Source organism: Thioclava sp. GXIMD4216, from assembly GCF_037949285.1.
Taxonomy (GTDB): Bacteria; Pseudomonadota; Alphaproteobacteria; order Rhodobacterales; family Rhodobacteraceae; genus Thioclava; species Thioclava litoralis.
The window spans coordinates 267,589-288,388 of record NZ_CP149928.1 but is presented as its reverse complement, the minus strand read 5'-3'; the positions used below and the strand labels follow the sequence as shown (position 1 = coordinate 288,388).

Here is a 20,800-nt window from a genome sequence, read left to right as displayed (position 1 = left end):
AAACCCCGCCCGGTACAACCGGACGGGGTAAAGATCTGAAACCAGATCCGGAGAGCAGGATTACTCCTCGCCCTTCAGAGCTGCGCCGAGGATATCGCCCAGCGATGCGCCCGAATCGGACGAACCGTACTGTTCCACGGCTTCTTTCTCTTCTGCGATCTCGCGCGCTTTGATCGAGACGCCCAGACGACGGGTTTTCGAGTCGACATTGGTCACGCGCACATCGACGTGATCGCCAACTTGGAAACGCTCGGGGCGCTGGTCAGCGCGGTCACGTGCGAGGTCCGAACGACGGATGAAGGATTTCATGCCGTTATATTCGACTTCGATGCCGCCATCTTCGATCGCGGTCACGTTCACGGTGATCACCGAACCACGCTTCACGCCGTCAACTGCGTCGGAGAAGGTGTCTGCGTCCAGAGCTTTGATCGAGAGCGAGATACGCTCTTTCTCGATGTCCACTTCGGTGACAACGGCCGAAACCATATCGCCTTTGCGGTAGTTCTGGATCGCGTCTTCGCCGCGCTGTTCCCACGACAGGTCAGACAGGTGAACCATGCCGTCGATGTCGTTGTCGAGGCCGATGAACAGACCGAATTCGGTGATGTTCTTGACTTCGCCTTCGATCTGGGTGCCGACCGGATGGGTCTCTGCGAAGACTTCCCACGGGTTACGCATGGTTTGCTTGAGGCCAAGCGAAACGCGGCGCTTCTGGGTGTCGATTTCCAGAACCATGACGTCGACTTCCTGGCTCGTCGAAACGATTTTGCCGGGGTGGACGTTTTTCTTGGTCCAGGACATTTCGGACACGTGAACCAGACCTTCGACGCCTGCTTCCAGCTCGACGAATGCACCGTAATCGGTGATGTTGGTCACGCGGCCCGAGTGCACCGAACCCAGCGGGAACTTCGCTTCGACCGAATCCCACGGATCCGCTTGCAGCTGCTTCATGCCCAGCGAGATGCGGTGGGTGTCTTTGTTGATCTTGACAACCTGGACCTTCACGGTCTCGCCGATCGTCAGGATCTCGGACGGGTGGTTCACACGGCGCCATGCCATGTCGGTGACGTGCAGCAGGCCGTCAACGCCGCCCAGATCAACGAAGGCACCGTATTCGGTGATGTTCTTGACCACGCCTTCGACAACCTGACCTTCGGTGAGGTTCGCGATGACTTCGGCACGCTGTTCAGCACGCGACTCTTCGAGGATCGCACGACGCGACACAACGATGTTGCCACGGCGACGGTCCATTTTCAGGATTTGGAAGGGCTGCTTCAGACCCATCAGCGGGCCGGCATCGCGCACGGGGCGCACATCGACCTGAGAGCCCGGAAGGAACGCAACTGCGCCGCCCAGATCCACGGTGAAACCGCCTTTGACGCGACCGAAGATAGCGCCTTCGACGCGCTCTTCTTTTGCGTAGGCTGCTTCGAGACGGTCCCAAGCTGCTTCGCGGCGAGCCTTGTCGCGCGAGATAACAGCTTCACCACGTGCGTTTTCAACGCGATCGAGGAAGACTTCGACTTCGTCGCCGACTTCGATCTGCGGAGCTTCGCCCGGGTTTGCGAATTCTTTAAGATCAACGCGGCCTTCCATTTTGTAGCCGACGTCGATGATGGCTTGGCCCGCTTCGATTGCGATGACCTTACCTTTAACAACCGAACCTTCGTTCGGGGTGTCGATTTCGAGGCTTTCGTTAAGAAGCGCTTCGAATTCGTCCATGGATGCGTTATGCGACATGCGTTTAGAGTTTCCTTTACAGATTTATTCAGGCCTGATGGTTGGCTCCACCGGTCTTGTCGTTGGATAGTCAAAAAGGGGCGCGACAGACTCGCCCCCCAGTTCGGACGCGCCCATATAAGCGCATTTTCCTTTTCAGGCAAGCCTGAATACGGCCCGCAGCCCTGTCCGCCCTAGCCTTTCAGCGCGGTTTCGATATCACGGCGCATCGCCTCGGACATCGGCGCATCGGAGGCGCGATAGGTGCGCAGCACCTCGCCACCGCGTCCCAGCAGCACTTTATTGAAATTCCAGTCCGGTTCGAAGTGATACCGGTCGCGCAGCCAGGCATAGAAAGGATGCGCCTTGGTGCCGGTGATCGCGGTAATCTGCGCCATCGGCATATCCTCGATCCCGAAGGCCATCACGCAATAGCGGCGCACCTCCTCATTGGTCGGAAGCTCCTGACGGAAATCATCCGAGGGCACCGCCAGCACCGTGAAGCCCTGATCGGCATAGCGGTCCAGAAGCTCCTGCATCTCCTCGAACTGGCCCGCATAGCCGCAACGGGAGGCGGTATTCACCACCAGCACGACCTTGTCCGACCAATCCGCAAGGCGGAAATTCTGCCCTTCGATCCCCTGAAATGTCACATCAGGCATCGGACTGCGCGAACTGGCGGAAACGGCGGCACCCGTAGCACTGAGAGCGAAGCCGATCAGCATGAAAAGCCCGATAACGCCGTAAACAACTTTGCGCATAATCCGATCTCCTTCGTCATCTAACGCAAAATCTCACGCATGGTTCACCTCTATGTGAAAATTATTTCACTCGCAGATGCGTTTGTAACGCCTCAAATGTGATGCTCCGTCGCATTCGGCTGTTTCCCGCTTATCGGGCGCATGCGGGCGCGGGCGACGACCGGCCTTGAACCGCGTTCGTGCAAGGCGATAGCGTGGACAGATGGCGACAGGACGGCGGCTGTCGGGGGTGGCCAGATCCGGCACCCACCCCTCCTTGCACGAGATCCCCGCGACCGCGAAATCAAGCGGTTCAGCCGGTTGCTGGACGAGGGTCCGCACCCAGCACAAGCGCGCCGCTGGCAGAGGAGGACAGCTCGATATAGACATCCCGTTCCGGAGGGGTCTTCACGATCAACGGAAAGCTGCGCGGCAGATCGCTATGGTAGGCCATCAACCCTCGGGGGGTTCGGGCGTCTCGGCACGAAGGGGCGATGCACGCAGACAAAGAAGGAGGATCAGGCGCATATGGGCAGGATGACCCAAGTGCCATATGCTGGCAATCCGGCCTAGCTGTCTCGGCGTTTACCTGCTGACCATAGCTTGTGACAAAAGCCCCAAAGCAGACCCGTCAGGATAGCCAGCGCGACCGTCACTCCTATAATGGCCAAAAAGAAGGTCAGAGGATCAGGGTCTTCAGGCCCGAAGACCAGCACGAGCACCACCGCCGCAATCAGCTGCGCCCAGTTTAACAAATTTTCGGCTACAGCCTTGGCGAGCCATTTAAGACAATTTTTCATCGACGAACCCCGCCAAAGCCTGCAACCTTGGCCCCCCGGCGCTAACCGCGCTTGGCCTCGATCAGGGCGATAGCTTGGGCGATGGCGTCCTCGATGCTCAGATCGGAGGTGTCCAGCAGATGCGCATCCGGCGCGGGGCGCAGTGGCGCGTCCGTGCGGTTCATGTCGCGCTCGTCGCGCTCGATGACCTCGGCCAGAACCTGCGCCTCATCCCCGCCAACTTCCAGCCAGCGACGATGGGCGCGCACCTCGGGCGAGGCCGTCACAAACAGCTTCACCTGCGCGCGCGGGCAGATCACCGTGCCAATGTCGCGCCCGTCCAGCACTGCGCCCTCGGGGCTTTCGGCAAAGCGGCGCTGGAAATCAACCAGAGCCACCCGCACCGTCGGCAGGGCCGCCACCCGCGAGGCCGCCTGCCCCGCGCCCAAAGTGCGCAGGTCCGAACGTTGCAGATCCTCGGGCACCAGCCCTTCGGCGGCGCGGAACGGGTCCTGCCCCTCGGCCACTTTCGCGCCCACGGCACGGTACAAAAGCCCCGTATCCAGATGGGCAAAGCCGAAATGCGCGGACACGGCCTTGGAGATCGTGCCTTTACCGGCGGCGGCGGGGCCATCAATGGCGACGGTAAAGCTCATATCAGTCCCGCGTGATCTTGGCGCCAAGGCCATTGAGAAGCGGCTCGAAGATCGGGAAAGAGGTCGCAATCGGCGAACCATCATCCACCGAGACCGGCTTTTGCGCGGCCAGGCCAAGGATCATGAAGCTCATGGCGATGCGGTGGTCCAGATGGGTTGCCGCCACCCCGCCACCCGGCACGCCATCTTGGCCCATGCCGTGGACGATCAGCGTGTCTTCATCTTCCTCGATCGTGATGCCATTGGCCTCAAGCCCGCGTGCCATCGCGTCGATCCGGTCGCTTTCCTTCACGCGCAGCTCATGCACGCCCTTCATCACGGTCTTGCCCGTCGCAAAGGCGGCCACGACCGAGAGCACCGGATATTCGTCGATCATCGAGGCCGCACGGTCTTCCGGCACCTCGATGCCATGCAGCGCCGAGTGACGCACACGCAGGTCGGCCACAGGCTCGCCGCCCTCTTCGCGCTCGTTCAGGAACTCGATATCGCCGCCCATCTCCTTGAGCGTGGTGAACAGCCCATTGCGGGTCGGGTTCTGGCTGACACCGGGCACCGTGATGTCGGACCCCGGCACGATCAGCGCTGCACAGACGGGGAATGCCGCCGAAGACGGATCACGCGGCACGGCCACGGTTTGCGCCACCAGCTCGGGGCGGCCCTGCAGGGTGATCTTATGGCCCTCGTTCGTGTCTTCCACGGTCACGTCTGCGCCAAAGCCGCGCAGCATGCGTTCGGTATGGTCACGGGTGGCGACCTTCTCGATCACCACCGTCTGTCCGGGCGCATTCAGCCCCGCCAGAAGCACCGCCGATTTCACCTGCGCCGAGGCCATGGGCGTGGTGTAGGTCACAGGCGCGGGGTCGGGCGCCCCCACCACCGTCATCGGCAGACGCCCGCCCTGACGGCCATAGGCCTTGGCCCCGAACAGAGCGATCGGGTCGGTCACACGGCCCATCGGACGCTTGCGCAAAGAGCCATCGCCCGTGAAGGTCGCGGTGATATCCGAGGTCGCCATGCAGCCCATGATCAGCCGCACACCCGTGCCCGAGTTGCCACAATCAATCACCTGCTCGGGCTCGGCAAAGCCGCCAACCCCCACGCCCTGCACGGACCATTCGCCCGGCCCATGCTGGGTCACGGTCGCCCCGAAAGCCCGCATCGCCTTGGCGGTATCCAGCACATCCTCGCCTTCCAGCAGGCCGGTGATCTTGGTCTCGCCCACAGACAGTGCCCCAAGGATCAGCGCGCGATGGCTGATCGACTTGTCACCGGGCACCTCGGCCACACCAGAAAGCGGCCCGCATTTCTGCGAACTCATACGGATCGGATCACCATGGCCGGACATATGGACCTCCCTTGTCTTGTCGCCCCTCTGCTAGCGCATGACAGGGCGGCAGGCAACGGGTTTGGGCGCTTATGCCTCGGGCTTGCGATAGGTCAGGTAATGCGGCTTGCGGCCTTCGCGCAGAGCCTTCTGCTCATAGCGCGTCGACAGCCAGTCATCCCAAGGCGTGTCCCAATCGCCCGAGACTTCCTGCGGATCGTCATAATCAAAAGCCGCGGGCACCTCGAATTGCGGGATAAAGCCCGCCTTCGGGACCTCCTGCACTGCCTGACGGACATAGTCACAGATATCGGTGGCAATGCGGAATTCGGACCCGGGGGCCAGCGCCTCGAACAAAGGCACCAGATGTTCCTGCGTCACGAAACGGCGGCGGTGATGGCGGGTCTTGGGCCACGGATCGGGATAGTTAAGGAAGGCTTTCGAGATACTGCCTGCGGGCAGGATATCCATCACATCGCGCGCATCGCCGGGATGGACCGCGACATTCTGCACCGCCATCCGCCGGATCTTGCCCAAAAGCATCGCAACGCCGTTGATATAGGGCTCGCAGCCGATGATCTCGACCTCAGGATAGGTCTCGGCCATATGGATCATATGCTCGCCACCGCCAAAGCCCACCTCAAGCCAGACCGGCTTGCCCTTGAAACGGGTGGCCATGTCGATAGGCGTGCGCTCGGGGTTCACATCCCAATCCACCGCCCCCGGAGACAGAGCCTCGAGGTCTTCATCCAGATAATCCTTCTGGGCCTTGTTCAGCGTCGGTCCGTGGCGGCGACCATAGAAGTTGCGCCAGCCGCGTTCGGGGTGATCCGGGGTTTTGATATCATCGCTCATGCCCGCGCGCATAGCCAATGCCATGCCCTCTGGTCAAGGCCCATCATGCGCCAGCCGCTGCGACCACGGCCTTGGCGATGGCGGCAACAATGCCGTAGAGCGCGGCGCAGAAGAGCACACCGAAGACAATCGCCATGACACATTCCAGAAAACGGGACGGCAGGCTATTGCGTGTGCTTGCGCGCAAAGCCTGTAGATCGAGACCCGAAGGCTGCGTGACTGCCCACTCTGCCCGATAAAGCTCCTTCGAGATATCATCCTCCAAGCAGAAGGCCAGCTCTGCCCGTCTGAGCGTTTGCATATATTCCGGTGCAGCGCCCATCTTGAGCTTCGGGTGACCATCTGAACACATACTATCCGTGAAAAACAGCCACGGCCGATGGGCCTGCACAAAACGAAACATATCTGCGGCAGGCGCAAAGCCTATGCGTTCGCCCATAGCAAACCACAGATCAGCGGCTTCCTCGGCCTCTGGCGAACCGATGTCGCATTTAAGATCGAAGGCACTGAAAGCTGGTGTCCACTGCGCCATGACCCATTGCGCAGGCCAGTTCATCCGGTTCAGGTCGATCCTCTCGCACCACGCTAAAAGCCCAGCCAGCTCCGCCCGAAACCGTAAATACGAGATGCCAGTTCCGCTACGCCCCGCCTCGAACTGCGCCGCAAAAAGAGCCAGAATTTCGGTGCCTCGTTCTGGGAAACGTGCCATAAACTGGTTCAGAAAGTCGCGCCCCTCGCCGCGTTGCCATAGATATGGTGAGGGCTGCTTTATCCGTTTCCAACCGAAAACCTGACACAGCATATCCGGCAGCGATCTACGTGGTTCTTCTTCGAGAACGGTCCGTATCCTTTGGGCATAGATAGCAACAATGGCCTTCCTTTTGGGGACCTCTGTGACGCGCCCCCTTGCCAGTTCCGACGGGCAAAGGAAGACGTCGGAGAAAGACGGCACTTGTAGACACGCCAGAAGCAAATCAATGCCAACGCGGTCCGTATCCAAGATTGACTGGCTGATTTCGACGATATCGTCGGGGTAGCCACCATGCGCATAGGCCATGCGCCATCTGTATATATTCTCCCGATATATTATACGATCCGCGTCTAACCGATAGGTGAAATGGGCATCGAAATACGGACGATTGGCATGTGCAAGTTCGATGAGCGTTTCAGACATGGTGCGTCCATTCAACGGCACGTTATCACGATGACAACGCATTCCTCCAAGGTTTACGAATATCGCAGCGGCTATAAACACGCGGCAGCCGATGGGCACGGGGAAGGCCCCATACGCACAAACCTGCCATACGTAAAACAGGAATATGGTGGCGTATCCTCATGCCATAATCGAAGCCAGAATGACTTTGGCGACCATCGCGACAATCCCGTAGAGCGTGCCACAGACGACCGCCAGCATAAGCAGGATGATCAGCAAGTCGGTTGGCTTCAGACTGGTCTGGTTCGAGCCATCATCCGCTGCCCGGTTTTCGAGCGGCGGCATGGTTTGGGGATTTCTGGCCGCTGGGACTATCCGTGCCGCCTGAAGATCCTCAACCGTCGGCGTGCCGATGATCAACCGCGCAAGCGCCAGACCTCTCTCTACCTGCGGATCAAGACCAAAGGCCAGCTCCGCCCGTTTTAGAAGAAGAGCATATTGGCGTGCAGTGCCGCTTTTCAGCCGAAGGGGAGTATTGAAGGCCATTTTGTTATTGAGAAGAAGGTCGGAGCGATCTTCCTTAATATAGTGAAGCACCTGTTCCGCCGCTTCGAAACCGATATTCTCCGCCAGTTCAAACCACAGGCTGGGAGTTTCCCCGCTTTCGACCGGCCCAAGCTCTGTTTCGACACATTTCGAAATGAACTTGAAGCGCCACTGCTGAAGCACCCATTGGGACGGCCAGTGATAGTGATTGAGTTCGATCCTCTGGCACCAATCCGCAAAGGCGATCACTTCGGCGCGCCAGTGAAGTTCGCCACTACATTCCTGCTGCCCGTCCTGTAGATACATATGGTAGAACTGTCCCAATAGCGGCGCGCCATTTGCAGGGAAAAGCTCGATAAATTCACGTTGCAAGGCCCAGAGCGGCATCGTATCGTCCGGCTTGACCATTTCGACTGGCGTCCAGCTAAACACCGCAGAGAGCATATCGTTCAACGACTGCTCAGGCGTCCTTTGAAGCGCCGACACCATCCGGTCCAGAAATGGCGCAAGCGCACGCAGCTCTTTGTCGGCGCTGCACCATTGGCGATCATCCCTCGGGTCTATGCCAAACCTGACAAGCCTTGCGAATTCAGGCACCTGTAGACAAGCGGCCAAAAGATCCACCCCGCGCGCGCCGAGAGGCGCGATACGCGCGATGAACTCGGGCTCTATCTGCGGATGCGCGACCGTTTGATACGTCGGTCGCGCTTCACTGAAAAGCTGACTGACACGAGATCTGTCTTTTTCAAATCCAGCGTCCCTGTAGAGATCGAAATACGCGCGATTCTGCTCCAGAACCTCTTCCAAGGGTTTTTGCCGGATCACTTTGATCTCCTTAGAACGCCAGCAAAAATACGCCAGCCGCCACAAGGCAGAGCACCGCGAACCCCAGCATGAACGCCATGCCCATGCCACCTGCAGCAGGCTGTACGGCACGAGGGGCCGGTTTTGCAGCAACCTTATGGACCTCGGCGCGGGTGTAGCTGGTCTGGGCGGGGCGGGGCTGGCTGCTGAGCACGGCTTGCGCCTTGGCAAGGCCCTCCTCTTGGGTGTCGGCGCCGCGATAGGCTGCGACGGCGGCCTCGAAGGCTATGCGATAGGCCTTGGCATGCTCGGCCTGCAAAGGCATCTGCCCGTGCTCCAAAGGGGCCTCGGGGGCAAAGAGCCAAGGCATCGTCGTCTTCACCATGCCGAAAATCTCGCGCGCGGGGCGGATGCCGATCTCTGCGGCGCGCTCGTACCACAGCGCGACAACCGCATCATGCGCATCGGGTTTTGGCAGCACCGGCCCGACCCAGACATCCAGCAGGCTATATTCCCACAAGGCAGCGGGCCAATAGCCCAGAATATCGTCCTCTTCGATGCGCATTGCCTCGCACAGCACCGCCAGCCCGACCAGTTCCAGCCGGAGCCACGCCTGAACCGCCATAGAGGTTGCGGAATCCTCGATAGGCGCGCCGTCCGGATCTTCTGCGCTTTGAAACAACGCACCTAAAAAGTAATCCAGCGCTTCGCCGCCGTGCTCAGGAAACAGGGCACGGAACTCCTCGCACAGCCGATCAACTTCGGGCGGCCATTCGGGATTTTTATACGCATCAATATAAAAATCATCATCGGGGGCCGGCCAATCGCACATATTGGCGAGCATCTTGTCGAGGTCGCCCTCTGTGTCCTCATAGAGCGCATAGGCCATCATTCTGAGGTAGCGATCCTCGAACACCGATGTAAGATTCTTTGTCTCTTTTGCAGTGGCCGGAGGCGTGCCGGCCAGCGCTTCGGCGGGCCGCCCGAGGGGGAAGAGGAAAGCAAAATCGGGTGTCGCTTGTAAAAAAGCCGCCAGAAGGGCTGCGGCCTTCTGGCCTTCGGACCGGAAATTCTTTGCGAAATCAATTTCCAAGGGCGTATAGCGCAGCTCCGCCCCTGCCGGATCGGGCGCATCCAGAAGCTGGCGCAGCAGAGCCTCGGTTTCCGTGCGGAAATGCGGATCGGGTAGCGCGAAACAATGGCGGTTCGCAGCTAAAAGCGCGTTCAATGAGGTCATGAGATCACCAATTCACGGACAGAAGCGCCAGCGCCAGGGCGAGGCAGCCTACGGCCAGCAGGGCCAGCCAGATAAGGCGGGGGGAGGAGCGATCCGGTCTGGACTGCGCCGCCGGTGTTGGGGGCACGGAAACCGGATCGGCCTCCGGTTCGGCCACAGGTTCGGGATGCGGCAGGGCGTCTATCGCGGCAAAGGCCCGCTCAAATGCCTCCTCCTCGGGGCGCGAGGGATCATAGGCGGCAAAGGCCTCCTCGAGCGCCATATGATAAACGTCCGCGTCATGCACCACCAGATGGGCAACGTGCTCGGACGAGACCTGCATTTCGGCACAATAGGGCCGCGTCTCGACCAGATGCCACAGGATGAAATGGGCCGCAGGCAGGCCCGCCTCCGGCACCTTGCGGAACCACAGGCCGGACACATCGTCGGGCAGATCCATCCTGCCAGACGACGAACGCGGCCAGAATTGCGAAAGGGCCCAATGCCTCTGATGCACGATCCAATAGCCCGGAAGATCGCAGTTTTCCGCCTCGTATGCTTCGTAAAGCAGGGCAAAATCGGCCAGTTCGAGCCGAAGCCACGCAAGCGCGGCATCTTCCACCTCGACATCCAGCACCAGATCAATCGCAATCTCGTCCGGCAACTGGTTGAAGAAATGGCTGAGAGCCTCGCCGCCGTGACGCGGGAAGCGGGCAATAAACTGCTCGGCCAGAGGTTTGATGCGCTCGGGGGCGAATTCAAGCGGATCTGTCTGCGGCCGCTGCGGCCAGTCGAACAGATCGCAAAGAAGCCAGTTCAGATCGGGTGCAGGCTCGAGCGACAACAGATGCGCGAGCGGTTCGGCCAGACAAGCCTCGAAATCCGCAAGGAAGCTTTCCGCGGTATCGCTCTCGATCTCGGGCATGTCGGGGTATCGCCCCGCCCGAAACAGCATCGCGCAGACTTCATCGGTCATAATCACAGCAGACAGCAACGCGACCGCCCGCTCGCCATAGCGGTGGTAGCGGTGATGGAGTTCCAGTTCGAAGGCGGAATACCGGCCCTTGCTGGCTGCGGGAGAGCTGTCTGCAAACAGGGTCCGTAGCCGCTGTTCGTCCTCCAGACGCCGTTTTTGCGCGGACATGTCCTCCTTCGGGAGAAACGGCGTCCGCATGGCTTCCATCAACTTGGTCAAATCGTTGATCATGTAATCATCCTAATAAAAACGCGCCCCACATTGGAGGCGCGTTTTATTAGCGTCTTTTCCGACCAAAGATCAAACCGCCTTCTTGAGCGCCTCGACAAGGTCCGTTTTTTCCCAGCTGAAACCGCCATCGGCTTCGGGCGCGCGGCCGAAATGACCATAGGCTGCCGTGCGGGCATAGATCGGTTTGCACAGATCCAGATGGGTGCGGATGCCCAGAGGCGTCAGGTCCATACATTGCACCAGCGCCTGTTCAATCACCTCGTCCGGCACCTGACCGGTGCCGAAAGTGTCCACATAGACCGAAAGCGGCTTGGCCACACCGATCGCATAGCTCAGCTGGATGGTGCATTTGCGCGCAAGCCCGGCCGCCACCACGTTTTTCGCCAGATAGCGCGCGGCATAAGCCGCCGAACGGTCCACCTTGGTCGGGTCTTTCCCCGAGAAGGCACCGCCCCCATGCGGGGCCGCGCCGCCATAGGTATCCACGATGATCTTGCGCCCTGTCAGACCCGCATCCCCATCGGGGCCCCCGATCACGAAGGTACCGGTCGGGTTGACCCACCATTCAGTCTCGGGCGAGATCCAGCCCTCGGGCAGGACTTCGCGGATATAGGGCTCGACAATCGCGCGGATATCATCCGAGCTCTGGCTTTCGCTTGCATGCTGCGTCGACAGCACGATCGAGGTCACCCCGACCGGTTTGCCGTTTTCATAGCGCACCGAGAGTTGGGATTTGGCATCGGGCCGCAGGGTCGGCTCGGCACCGGATTTGCGGGCCTCCGCCAGACGGCGCAGAATCGCGTGGCTGTAATGGATAGGCGCCGGCATCAGCTCGGGGGTCTCGTCGACCGCATGGCCGAACATGATCCCCTGATCGCCCGCGCCATCCTTATCCACGCCCTGCGCGATATGCGCCGATTGCGGATGCAGGAAATTGGCGACCTTCAAAGTGGCCCAATGGAACTCGTCTTGTTCATAGCCGATGTCTTTTACGCAATCGCGCACAAGACCATCAACCTTTTCCATATAAAGCGCCAGTTTGGCTTTGTCGGTCAGCCCGACCTCGCCGCCAACAACAACCTGATTGGTGGTGGCGAAGGTTTCGCAAGCGACCCGCGCGTTTTTCTCTTCCGAGAGAAACGCATCCAGAATGGCGTCGGAAATGCGATCACATACCTTGTCCGGGTGGCCTTCGGAGACCGACTCGGAGGTGAAAATATAGTTCTTACGTGTCATGAAAGACGTGCTCCGTTGGTTATATCCCCACCACGCCAGGAAGCCGTTGTGATGGTTCGATACCGTTGCCTAGACCTCTGCGCGGGGCCGGTCAACGATAATTAGCCCCAAACCCCTTAAGAGAAGTAAAGCCACAAGCATCGCCGTAATGCTGGGCCAATCCCCCAGACGGGCATAAACCGTTACGGGCAAGGCCTTAGGCACGGCAACATCCAGATGCCCCTCGCGGTTCATACCGATACGCTCCCGCAGGCGCCCATAGGGGTCGATCAGTCCCGAAATGCCGGTATTGGCCGCGCGCACCACCGGCAGCCCGAATTCGATCGCGCGCATCTGGGACAGACTCAGATGCTGGCGCGGCCCCGACAGCTGGCCAAACCACGCATCATTGGTGATCTGCATGATCCAGTCGGGCCGTTCGGGCGCATGGCGGATATCCTGCGGGAACACCGCCTCGTAGCAGATCAGCGGTTGCACCTGCCCTGCCGGTCCGAGATCAAGCACGGTTTCGGCGCGCCCTGCCGAATAGCCATTGCCCTCTTGCGCGGCAAAGGCGCTGATCCCCAGCTTCGCCAATGCATCCCCGAAGGGGATATATTCCCCGAACGGCACCAGATGCACCTTGTCGTAAAGCGCGGTGATCCTTGCCTGCCCGTCCAGCACGGCAAGGGAATTGTAATAACGGTCCCCGTCACTGCGCTGGATCCCCAGCGCAATCGGCACCCCCTTGCCCGACTGCGCCACCATCTCCAGACCATCGCCGGGCCAGTTGAGCAAGAAGGGCACCGAGGTCTCGGGCCAGACGATCAGATCCAGCGGCGTCTTGGCGGGGGCCGAGGACTGGTCCAGCAGGCGCTGGAAGAACAGGGCGCGATATTTTGGCAGCCATTTCAGCTTCTGCTCGGCATTGGGTTGGACAATGCGGATTTCGGCGGGGCGGGCGGGATAGTCGACAGGGGTGGCCAGTCGCGCCTGCCCCCAGCCCCAGATCGCCGCCGCGCCCAGCCACAGACACAGCCCCGCGCCCAAGCCCCCTTTGCGGCCCGGGAAAGACAGCGTGACCGCCAGCAGCAGGGTGACACAGCTCAGCCCCAGTTGCCCCGTAAGAGAGGCCAGTTGCGCCACCGGCGTTCCGATCCAGATATGGCCGAACAGCACCCAGGGAAAGCCGGTGAACGCGTAGCTGCGGATCGCATCGGTCAGCCCCAGCCCCAGCGCAATCCCCAAAGCCCGTGTCACCGGCCCATGCCCGAGCCGCGCCCCCAGACCGGCCCCCGCCGCCCAGAACGCCCCGAACCCCGCCCCCATCAGCGCCAGCGCGAAAGGGGCCATCCAGCCGAAAACCTCGGGCTCGACAAAGAACGGCTCGGTGATCCAGTACATCGTCACACAGGTATGGCCGACCCCCGCCATGAAGGCGGCCCAAGCGACATGGGCGGGGCGCTGGCGCGACAAAAAGCGCAGCAGCAGCCCCAAAGCGAGGATTGCCACCGGCCACAGGCTCACAGGAACCTGCCCCAGACCGATGCCACAACCGGCCAGAAAGGCCAGACCCAACACGTTCCAGACCGGTCGGGCCGGAGATCTCATGAAACCGAAAATACGCAAGAAATCCTGACCTTACCTGCCGATCTTAATCCAGCACATTCACTCTGCCGGAGCCACTCCGGGCAGGCGTACACGCAGACGTTTGATGCGGCGCGGGTCGGCATCGAGCACTTCGAATTCGACCCCGCTTTCGGCCACGATCACTTCGCCCCGTGCCGGAACACGCCCGATCTGCATGAAGACCAGCCCCCCCAGACTGTCAATCTCCTGCTCTTCTTCCGGATCGGCCAGCACATGCCCGATCTCGGCCTCGAAATCGCTGAGCGGCGCACGGGCCAGCACGACCCATTGGCCGGGCTTTTCCTGCCGCCACATTCCGCCTTCGACCTCGTCATGTTCGTCCTCGATCTCGCCAATGACCTGTTCGATCAGATCCTCCAGCGTGAGAAGGCCGTCTACCCCGCCATATTCGTCGATCACCAGAGCCATATGGATGCGCTGCACCTGCATCTTCTGCAAAAGCACCCCGATCGGCATCGAGGGCGGCACATAAAGCAGCGGGCGCATCAGATCCTGCATCACCACATGATCGGGTTGATGATCGTTGAACCCGTATTGCAAGGCAAGATCCTTGAGGTGGATCAGGCCAAGAGGCTGATCCAATGTCTCGTGGAAAACCGGCAGGCGGGAATAACCATGTTCGCGGAAAACAGCGACCAGTTCTGCGGGCGGGATATCGTCCGGAACGGCCACGATTTCGACTTTGGGAATGGCAATATCGCCGACACGCATGCGGCGCAGATTGCCCAAGCCAAGCGGGGCGTGTTGCGGTGTTTGCGCAGGTTCGTCATACACCGCGTCTTCGACCGCGGCAGAGCCCCCGAACAAACGTCCAAGAAAACCCCGCGATCGGGGTTCGGAATTTTCTCCCGGTTCCTCTTCGGAAACCGGGCTTTCGGCGGAGAGAGCTCCGTCAGCGGCCTGTCCCATTCGTCCTTTCCAAAATTACACCGCGCCTGGCGGCCTCAAAATTCATATGGGTTTGCGATACCCTGCTTTTCAAGGATGCGGATTTCCAGCGCTTCCATCAAGACCGCATCTGCATCCCTCACGTGATCGTAGCCCAAAAGATGCAATAACCCGTGAATAATCAGATGAAGAACGTGATCTTGCGCGGATTTCTGCTGCTCTGTGGCTTCACGGATGCAGGTTTCATAGGCCAGAGCCAGATCTCCCAGCGCAATCGTGCCGAACATATCGGGCTCCGGCACCTGTGGCACATCGCCCTCGGTTTCGGCCCCCCGTTCTTCGGCAGGCCAGCTCAGCACATTGGTGGCCTTGTCCTTTGCCCTGAATTCCGCATTCAGTTCCTTGATGCGGGCATCATCGCAGCCCAGCACCGACAGCTCGCAAAGGTCAGCCTCAAGACCAAGCGCCGCGCATACGGCCTCTGTCGCCTTTTCACAAAGCGCCTCAAGCCCGAGCTCCGCCCAGCGGGAATCGTCAATATCAATATCGATCTGCATTCCCGTTCGCTACAATGCGCCCCCCCTGTCCGGCAAGAGGCTTCCGCAGTGGCTCACCAAAATGCGTCCTCAGGCCCACCGCGATCCGTAACCGGCAGGCGGGCCCAAAGCTCAGAGCCGGAACCCCCTCACATGCGCTGGCATCTCGACCCCCGGCAGATTGCGCGGATCGGGTTCGGGGGCCCCCACCACGCTGCGCACCGGAAGGACGCCCGCCCAGATCGGCAGCTCGTAATCGGCATCCTCGTCCTTCGGACCGCCGCTCCGCGTCTTCGCGCTGCCCTCGGCGATCTCCAGCCCCAGCACCATCGTCGCTTTCAGATCCTGCGCATGATCGGGGCGCAGGGTGCCATAACGGCCCGGAAAGAGCGTATCGACAAAACGCCCCAGTTTCGCGTGCTTCTCGGCAGGGTCTTCCACCTTGAACGCCCGCCCGTATAGCGTGACCGAACGCGAATTGACCGAATGGTGCATCCCCGAGCGCGCCAGCACGAACCCGTCCAGAATGGCGACGCTCAGACACACGTCGGCATCGCGGGAATGGCGCAGCGCACGGCTGGCAGAGGAGCCATGCCAGTAGACATGATTGCCCTCGCGCCATTGCAGCGTGGGCGTAACAAAGGGTTTTCCATCAATTACATAGCCGACGCTGCACATCGGCTGCGCGTCAAGGATGGCATAAATGGCCTCGCGGTCGAAACAGCCGCGCTCATGGCTGCGGCGAAGGCGGGTGCGCTCGGTGACGGGCAGGGTATCTGACATGGGAAGAGATCCGAAATTGAACTTGCCGCCTCAGGTCTGGCGGCATATTGGTATTTTATAAATGGCCAATTCCGATAAATCATATCAGTCCAATCTGGACAGCGCCCTGTTTGCACTGCTGCTGGACCCTGCGGCCGCCGAAAGCCTGCAGGCCCAGCTTCTGGACGGGCTACGGCGCAAGATCCTGTCCTCCAACGCCTTTTGCGGCGTCAGGCTTCCGGCAAGCCGCGTTCTGGCGGCCGAATTATCGGTCTCGCGTACGACAGTGCAGATTGTCTATGACCAGTTGATTTCCGAGGGCTATCTGGTCACCAGACAGGGGGCAGGCACATTTGTCGCGCAGGAACTGCCGCATCTGTCACGGGTGGCCAGCGTGCCGCGTCACCCGCCCGCACCGGTCGCCAGCTGGCGGCCCTTTCAAAGCGCCCTGCCCGATCCGGCCCTGATGCCCCATGCCCAATGGGCGCGTCATCTGGACCGCGCCTGGCGCGCGCCCTCGGCCGATCTGCTGGCCCGCCCCGACCCGCTGGGGTGGTATCCGCTGCGCGCTGCAATCGCCGATCACCTTCTGGCATGGCGTCAGCTTGCCTGCGACCCGCAGCAGGTGGTGATCACCTCGGGGGCGCGCGACGCCTTCGAGATCATCTTCCGCGCGCTTTTGCCGCCCAAAACCACCGTGGCCATCGAAGATCCCTGCTGGCCGAAAATGGCGCGCACCCTGATGTCGTGCGGAGCGCGCGCCCATCCGGTCCGCATCGGCCCCGAGGGGCTGGACCCCGCGCAGATCCCCGCCCGCGCCAGAGCCGCGATAGTGACGCCCTCGCGCCATTACCCGACGGGTCGCAGCATGCCCCTGTCCAGCAGGCTGGCGCTTCTGGAATGGGCCGGTCGCTCCGGCGGGGTGGTGATCGAGGATGATTATGACAGCGAATTCCGCTATCGTGGCCAGCCGCTGCCAGCATTGGCGGGGCTCGACCGGCTGGAGAATGTCCTGTATCTGGGCAGCTTCTCGAAACTGCTCAGCGCCGCCCTGCGGATCGGCTATATGGTGGTGCCCCAGCGCATGCTGCCACAGATCGCGGCGTATTTCGACGCGGTCGGGGGGCAGGCCTCGCTGACCCCGCAGCCCGCGCTCGCCAGTTTCATGGAAAGCGGTGAATTCGCGCTGCATCTGCGCCGGATGCGACGGGTTTATGCGCGCCGGCAGGCCTATCTGCTCTCGGCGATGGCACCGGCGCAGGGGTTTGTAGAGCTCGCGCCCGATGCGGGCGGGATGCATCTTTGCGCGGGGCTCGGACCAAAGCTGCACGGGCGGGTCAGCGACCGCGAGATCAGTGCCGAGGCCGCCAAGGCAGGGCTATGCGTGGCCGCCCTCTCCGATCATTGCAGCCTGCCGCACGGACCAGAAGCCCTGCTTCTGGGCTATGCGGGGTTTGACGAGGATACGCTCGGGGACGCGGCCCGCCGCCTCTGCGCGCTTCTGGCCCGCATGGGATGAGCGGATGGCCTTGTGTTCTACCAAAGGCGGAAACCCGCCCGTGACCTGCCAGAGTTTTGCCTTGAACCCGCGGGCATCTTTCGCGATTGTACCGCACAACTCTTCTGGCTTTTGTATCCATGACTTTACTCTATGATCCGGGGCTTACCCCGTTTTTGATTGCCGCAGGCCTTGTGGTGGCCCTTCTCCTGCTTGAGGTGGTGATGCTTCTCACCGGCCTGTCGACAACGGGTGACAGCGGCGATCTGGCTTTGGATATGGAGGCCGATGCCGACCTGATCGGACTGAGCGCCCCCGAAATTGCCGCCGAGCTTGATCTGCCTACCGAGGTCGCGGTCCAGATCGAAGGCGCGTTTGACGGCCATTCGCCTGCCGCCCTGGAGGCCACACCCTCTGCGGGCGGTATCATGACCGATATGCTGGGGCTGAACAAACTGCCGCTCACAATCTGGCTGACCCTGTTCTGCGCGCTCTTCGCGGGGCTCGGGCTGGCGGTCCAGACCGGCCTGTGGCAGATCGTCGGGCAGGCCATGCCGCGCCTTCTGGCCGTGCCGGTGATCGCGGTTCCGGCCCTGGCGCTGACGCGGGGGCTGTCATCGGTCATCGCCCGTCTGCTGCCACGCGACGAAACCAGCGCGATCTCGGAGCGCAGTCTGGGGCGGCGGCGCGGTGTCGTCACGGTGGGCGAGGCACGGCGCGGCAGCCCCGCGCAGGTGCGGGTGACCGACAGTTTCGGCAACACCCATTATGCCATGCTGGAACCGCTATCGGAAAGCGATGTCATCGCGCAAGGCACCGAGGTGCTGGTTCTGAAACTTCCGGGCGGCGATCTGCGTCTGGTACCTATTGCGTAAAATTCCGGCAGAGCTTTCTGCCGTCAAAGTTTGTAAGAGACGGGAAATGTTTAAATGACTCTCATTCTAGGTGTAGCGATCCCTGTGCTACTGATTGTGGTGGCCTTTCTGGTGATCGCGATGATTTTCTCACGGATGTATAATCGTTCGACCCGCGAGGTCAGCCTTGTGAAAACCGGCACAGGCGGGCGCAAGGTCATCATCGACGGTGGCACGCTGGTCATTCCGGTGCTGCATGAAGTGACGCGGATCAATATGCGCACCACCCGTCTGGAAGTGCGTCGTGACGGCAATTCCGCGCTGATCACCAAAGACCGGATGCGGGTCGATGTGGGCGTGGAATTCTACGTCACCGTTCAGGCCACCGAAGAGGGCATCGCGCGCGCGGCCCAGACGCTGGGCGACCGCACCTTTGACGAACGCGCCCTGCGCGAGATGGTGGAAGGCAAGCTGGTCGATGGTCTGCGCGCTGTGGCCGCCAAGATGGATCTGGACGATCTGCACGAGAACCGCGCCAATTTCGTGCAGCAGGTGCAGCAGACGGTTACCGAGGATCTGCGCAAGAACGGCCTTGAACTGGAATCCGTCTCGCTGACCGCGCTGGACCAGACCCCGCTGAGCGGGCTGGACGAGAATAACGTCTTCAACGCCGAAGGGATGAAGAACCAGGCCGAGCGCATCGCCCAAAGCCGCAAACAGCGCGCCGCCATCGAGGCGGATGCCGAGGTCGCGGTCGCCCGCTCGCGTCAGGAGGCGGAGGTCAAACGCTATGAGGTCGAGCGCGAGCAGGAAGAGGCCCGTGTTGCCCAGCGTGTGAAGATGGAAGAGCTGGCCGCCCGCGAAGAGGCCGAGAAAGCCCGCCAGCACGAAGAGGCCGAGATGGCCGCACAACAGGCCCGTATCGCCCGTGAAAAGGCCATCGAAGTGGCCGAGCAGGACCGCCAGATTGCCGTCTCCGAGAAATCCGAGGCCGAAAGCCAGGCCCGCGCCCGTGCCGATCTGGCCAAAGCCGAGGCTATCAAAGCGACCGAGGCGATCGAGACTGAGCGCCGCGTGGCCGAGGGTGAGCGTCAGAAGCGCCTGACCATTCTTGCCGCGCAGGAAGAGGCCGAGCGTCAGGCAACCTCGATCCGCGTGGCCGCCAAGGCCGAACGCGAGGCCGCCGATGACCGCGCCGCCGCCATGCGCGAACTGGCGCAGGCCGAGGCCGACCAGATCACCATCCGCGCCGAAGCCGCCAAGAAAGAGGCTCTGGCCGAGGCCGAGGGGATGCGCGCGCGCAAGTTGGCCGAGGCCGAAGGCACCCGCGCATTGGCCGAGGCCGAGAACGGTCTGTCGGAGGCGATTGTCGAATACCGTCTGGCGCAGGCGCGTCTGGAGGCGATGCCGAAGATCGTGGCCGAGATGGTCAAACCCGCAGAGAAGATCGGCGGCATCACCATCCATAAGGTCGATGGTCTGGGCAATGCGTCCACGGCGGCCGAAGGGGCCAAGGCCTCGGGCGGTGACGGGCTGGTCAATCAGGCCTTTGACGAGATGCGCAAGATGGCTTTCCAGCTTCCGGCGCTGGACAGCATCGGCAAGCAGGTCGGGCTGAATATGGAAAAGGGCATGAGCGGGCTGTTCGACGAGGTGATGCCCAAACCTTCTGCCCCGCCCGAGGCCAGCGCGGCAGCCCCTGCCGCACAACCGGCGCAAGACGTCTGAGACCTCTCCGCGCGAGCCCCCCTGATGGGCTCGCGTTTTTCGTATGGCCCCCGTCCGGACGGAAGCCGCGCTCGACAGGCCAGTTCGGGACGCGCCTTATCCCCTGCGGCATTTTGCACCCTCCGTCACAGTCTCCGGCAGGTAAAAACCGTTTTGCTCGGCCCCACCTGCCCGCTATAGATGCCCCCATGATGCAGTCCGGCCGATCTTCTCCGCCCCGCGCCCCAGGAGGCCGCTCCGCATGTTCTGCGGGGGCGGGCGTCTGGCTGCTGCGTCTGTGCCTGCTCTGCGCGCTGTTTCTCTCGGGGATCGTACCGCAGGACATGATGCGCAACCCCGATGCGGAAGGCACGACGCTTGTGCTGTGCACCGGCGAAGGCCCCAAAGAACTGGTGATGCTGCCTGACGGCTCGGTCAAAGACCCCGATGCCCCCGCGCCGCAACGCCATAAGGTCTCGACCTGCCTTGCCGTGTCGCTGTCTCTGGCTGCGGTGCAGGCCGTGCCGGAATTGATGTTCAGCACCGCCGAATTCAGCCGTTATCGTCCCGCCCCTGCCCCCGCGCCGCCTGTGATCCTGCGCCTGTATGCGCCGGTCCAGCCGCGTGCACCACCGCGCGCCGCCTGATCGCGGAAGGCCGTGCTGCGCGGCATTCCGCTGTCTTCTGGCAC

General features: G+C 61.6%; 20 protein-coding genes and 1 riboswitch. Of the genes, 4 read left to right on the top strand and 16 right to left on the bottom strand.

The features are described 5' to 3' along the window. Positions 1–60: 60 nt before the first annotated feature. The 16 genes from rpsA to WDB88_RS16615 form a co-directional block, all read right to left on the bottom strand. Positions 61–1,740, bottom strand: coding sequence for a 30S ribosomal protein S1 (gene rpsA / locus WDB88_RS16690; RefSeq protein ID WP_330629266.1), 1,680 nt, complete (start codon positions 1,738–1,740; stop codon positions 61–63). A 173-nt stretch (positions 1,741–1,913) separates the two neighbouring features. Further along, positions 1,914–2,480, bottom strand: a complete 567-nt coding sequence (locus WDB88_RS16685) for a glutathione peroxidase (RefSeq protein WP_330629265.1) — start codon at positions 2,478–2,480, stop codon at positions 1,914–1,916. A gap of 292 nt (positions 2,481–2,772) precedes the next feature. After that, a complete protein-coding gene (locus WDB88_RS16680; protein ID WP_339109843.1) occupies positions 2,773–2,913 on the bottom strand; it encodes a hypothetical protein in 141 nt (46 codons plus the stop codon). A gap of 115 nt (positions 2,914–3,028) precedes the next feature. Further along, a complete protein-coding gene (locus WDB88_RS16675) occupies positions 3,029–3,259 on the bottom strand; it encodes a hypothetical protein (protein ID WP_339109842.1) in 231 nt (76 codons plus the stop codon). Positions 3,260–3,300: 41 nt separating this feature from the next. Further along, positions 3,301–3,894: a d(CMP) kinase gene (locus WDB88_RS16670; RefSeq protein WP_330629262.1), complete on the bottom strand. Its 594-nt coding sequence runs from the start codon at positions 3,892–3,894 to the stop codon at positions 3,301–3,303. 1 nt (position 3,895) lies between these two features. Continuing rightward, a complete protein-coding gene (gene aroA / locus WDB88_RS16665; RefSeq protein ID WP_339109841.1) occupies positions 3,896–5,239 on the bottom strand; it encodes a 3-phosphoshikimate 1-carboxyvinyltransferase in 1,344 nt (447 codons plus the stop codon). A gap of 69 nt (positions 5,240–5,308) precedes the next feature. Further along, positions 5,309–6,073 carry a tRNA (guanine(46)-N(7))-methyltransferase TrmB gene (locus tag WDB88_RS16660; protein ID WP_330629259.1) on the bottom strand — a complete coding sequence of 255 codons (765 nt, stop codon included), beginning with the start codon at positions 6,071–6,073 and terminating at the stop codon, positions 5,309–5,311. A 43-nt stretch (positions 6,074–6,116) separates the two neighbouring features. After that, entirely contained in the window at positions 6,117–7,247 is a 1,131-nt protein-coding gene (locus tag WDB88_RS16655) for a hypothetical protein (protein ID WP_339109840.1), read from the bottom strand. Positions 7,248–7,406: 159 nt separating this feature from the next. Continuing rightward, positions 7,407–8,597 (bottom strand): hypothetical protein, encoded by a 1,191-nt coding sequence (locus WDB88_RS16650; RefSeq protein WP_339109839.1) that lies wholly within the window; start codon positions 8,595–8,597, stop codon positions 7,407–7,409. Positions 8,598–8,607: 10 nt separating this feature from the next. Next, positions 8,608–9,813 carry a hypothetical protein gene (locus tag WDB88_RS16645; RefSeq protein ID WP_339109838.1) on the bottom strand — a complete coding sequence of 402 codons (1,206 nt, stop codon included), beginning with the start codon at positions 9,811–9,813 and terminating at the stop codon, positions 8,608–8,610. A 4-nt stretch (positions 9,814–9,817) separates the two neighbouring features. Beyond that, positions 9,818–10,999: a hypothetical protein gene (locus tag WDB88_RS16640; RefSeq protein ID WP_339109837.1), complete on the bottom strand. Its 1,182-nt coding sequence runs from the start codon at positions 10,997–10,999 to the stop codon at positions 9,818–9,820. Between the two features lie 69 nt (positions 11,000–11,068). Next, positions 11,069–12,235, bottom strand: a complete 1,167-nt coding sequence (metK, locus tag WDB88_RS16635) for a methionine adenosyltransferase (protein WP_330629252.1) — start codon at positions 12,233–12,235, stop codon at positions 11,069–11,071. A gap of 8 nt (positions 12,236–12,243) precedes the next feature. After that, a riboswitch (SAM-SAH riboswitch) is annotated at positions 12,244–12,293 on the bottom strand. A gap of 11 nt (positions 12,294–12,304) precedes the next feature. Continuing rightward, positions 12,305–13,843 (bottom strand): apolipoprotein N-acyltransferase, encoded by a 1,539-nt coding sequence (gene lnt / locus WDB88_RS16630; protein WP_339109836.1) that lies wholly within the window; start codon positions 13,841–13,843, stop codon positions 12,305–12,307. A gap of 39 nt (positions 13,844–13,882) precedes the next feature. Continuing rightward, positions 13,883–14,773, bottom strand: coding sequence for a hemolysin family protein (locus tag WDB88_RS16625; protein WP_330629250.1), 891 nt, complete (start codon positions 14,771–14,773; stop codon positions 13,883–13,885). Between the two features lie 35 nt (positions 14,774–14,808). After that, on the bottom strand, positions 14,809–15,309 hold the full coding sequence (ybeY, locus tag WDB88_RS16620; protein WP_330629249.1) for an rRNA maturation RNase YbeY: 501 nt from the start codon (positions 15,307–15,309) through the stop codon (positions 14,809–14,811). Positions 15,310–15,420: 111 nt separating this feature from the next. Beyond that, positions 15,421–16,071: a pyridoxamine 5'-phosphate oxidase family protein gene (locus WDB88_RS16615; RefSeq protein ID WP_339109835.1), complete on the bottom strand. Its 651-nt coding sequence runs from the start codon at positions 16,069–16,071 to the stop codon at positions 15,421–15,423. Between the two features lie 61 nt (positions 16,072–16,132). On the opposite strand from WDB88_RS16615, the gene WDB88_RS16610 reads away from it, so the two are divergent. From WDB88_RS16610 to WDB88_RS16595, 4 genes are all read left to right on the top strand, one after another. Continuing rightward, entirely contained in the window at positions 16,133–17,569 is a 1,437-nt protein-coding gene (locus WDB88_RS16610) for a PLP-dependent aminotransferase family protein (RefSeq protein ID WP_339109834.1), read from the top strand. A 119-nt stretch (positions 17,570–17,688) separates the two neighbouring features. Next, on the top strand, positions 17,689–18,423 hold the full coding sequence (locus WDB88_RS16605; protein ID WP_339109833.1) for an OB-fold-containig protein: 735 nt from the start codon (positions 17,689–17,691) through the stop codon (positions 18,421–18,423). Between the two features lie 54 nt (positions 18,424–18,477). Continuing rightward, positions 18,478–20,130: a flotillin domain-containing protein gene (locus tag WDB88_RS16600; RefSeq protein ID WP_330629245.1), complete on the top strand. Its 1,653-nt coding sequence runs from the start codon at positions 18,478–18,480 to the stop codon at positions 20,128–20,130. A gap of 188 nt (positions 20,131–20,318) precedes the next feature. Beyond that, entirely contained in the window at positions 20,319–20,756 is a 438-nt protein-coding gene (locus tag WDB88_RS16595; protein WP_339109832.1) for a DUF2946 family protein, read from the top strand. Positions 20,757–20,800 lie beyond the last annotated feature (44 nt).

Coding starts and splice junctions, on each gene's coding strand:
- rpsA (WP_330629266.1), bottom strand. CDS start 1,740: ATGTCGCATAACGCATCCATGGACGAATTCGAAGCGCTTCTTAACGAA.
- WDB88_RS16685 (WP_330629265.1), bottom strand. CDS start 2,480: ATGCGCAAAGTTGTTTACGGCGTTATCGGGCTTTTCATGCTGATCGGC.
- WDB88_RS16680 (WP_339109843.1), bottom strand. CDS start 2,913: ATGGCCTACCATAGCGATCTGCCGCGCAGCTTTCCGTTGATCGTGAAG.
- WDB88_RS16675 (WP_339109842.1), bottom strand. CDS start 3,259: ATGAAAAATTGTCTTAAATGGCTCGCCAAGGCTGTAGCCGAAAATTTG.
- WDB88_RS16670 (WP_330629262.1), bottom strand. CDS start 3,894: ATGAGCTTTACCGTCGCCATTGATGGCCCCGCCGCCGCCGGTAAAGGC.
- aroA (WP_339109841.1), bottom strand. CDS start 5,239: ATGTCCGGCCATGGTGATCCGATCCGTATGAGTTCGCAGAAATGCGGG.
- WDB88_RS16660 (WP_330629259.1), bottom strand. CDS start 6,073: ATGAGCGATGATATCAAAACCCCGGATCACCCCGAACGCGGCTGGCGC.
- WDB88_RS16655 (WP_339109840.1), bottom strand. CDS start 7,247: ATGTCTGAAACGCTCATCGAACTTGCACATGCCAATCGTCCGTATTTC.
- WDB88_RS16645 (WP_339109838.1), bottom strand. CDS start 9,813: ATGACCTCATTGAACGCGCTTTTAGCTGCGAACCGCCATTGTTTCGCG.
- WDB88_RS16640 (WP_339109837.1), bottom strand. CDS start 10,999: ATGATCAACGATTTGACCAAGTTGATGGAAGCCATGCGGACGCCGTTT.
- metK (WP_330629252.1), bottom strand. CDS start 12,235: ATGACACGTAAGAACTATATTTTCACCTCCGAGTCGGTCTCCGAAGGC.
- WDB88_RS16625 (WP_330629250.1), bottom strand. CDS start 14,773: ATGGGACAGGCCGCTGACGGAGCTCTCTCCGCCGAAAGCCCGGTTTCC.
- ybeY (WP_330629249.1), bottom strand. CDS start 15,309: ATGCAGATCGATATTGATATTGACGATTCCCGCTGGGCGGAGCTCGGG.
- WDB88_RS16615 (WP_339109835.1), bottom strand. CDS start 16,071: ATGTCAGATACCCTGCCCGTCACCGAGCGCACCCGCCTTCGCCGCAGC.
- WDB88_RS16610 (WP_339109834.1), top strand. CDS start 16,133: ATGGCCAATTCCGATAAATCATATCAGTCCAATCTGGACAGCGCCCTG.
- WDB88_RS16605 (WP_339109833.1), top strand. CDS start 17,689: ATGACTTTACTCTATGATCCGGGGCTTACCCCGTTTTTGATTGCCGCA.
- WDB88_RS16600 (WP_330629245.1), top strand. CDS start 18,478: ATGACTCTCATTCTAGGTGTAGCGATCCCTGTGCTACTGATTGTGGTG.
- WDB88_RS16595 (WP_339109832.1), top strand. CDS start 20,319: ATGATGCAGTCCGGCCGATCTTCTCCGCCCCGCGCCCCAGGAGGCCGC.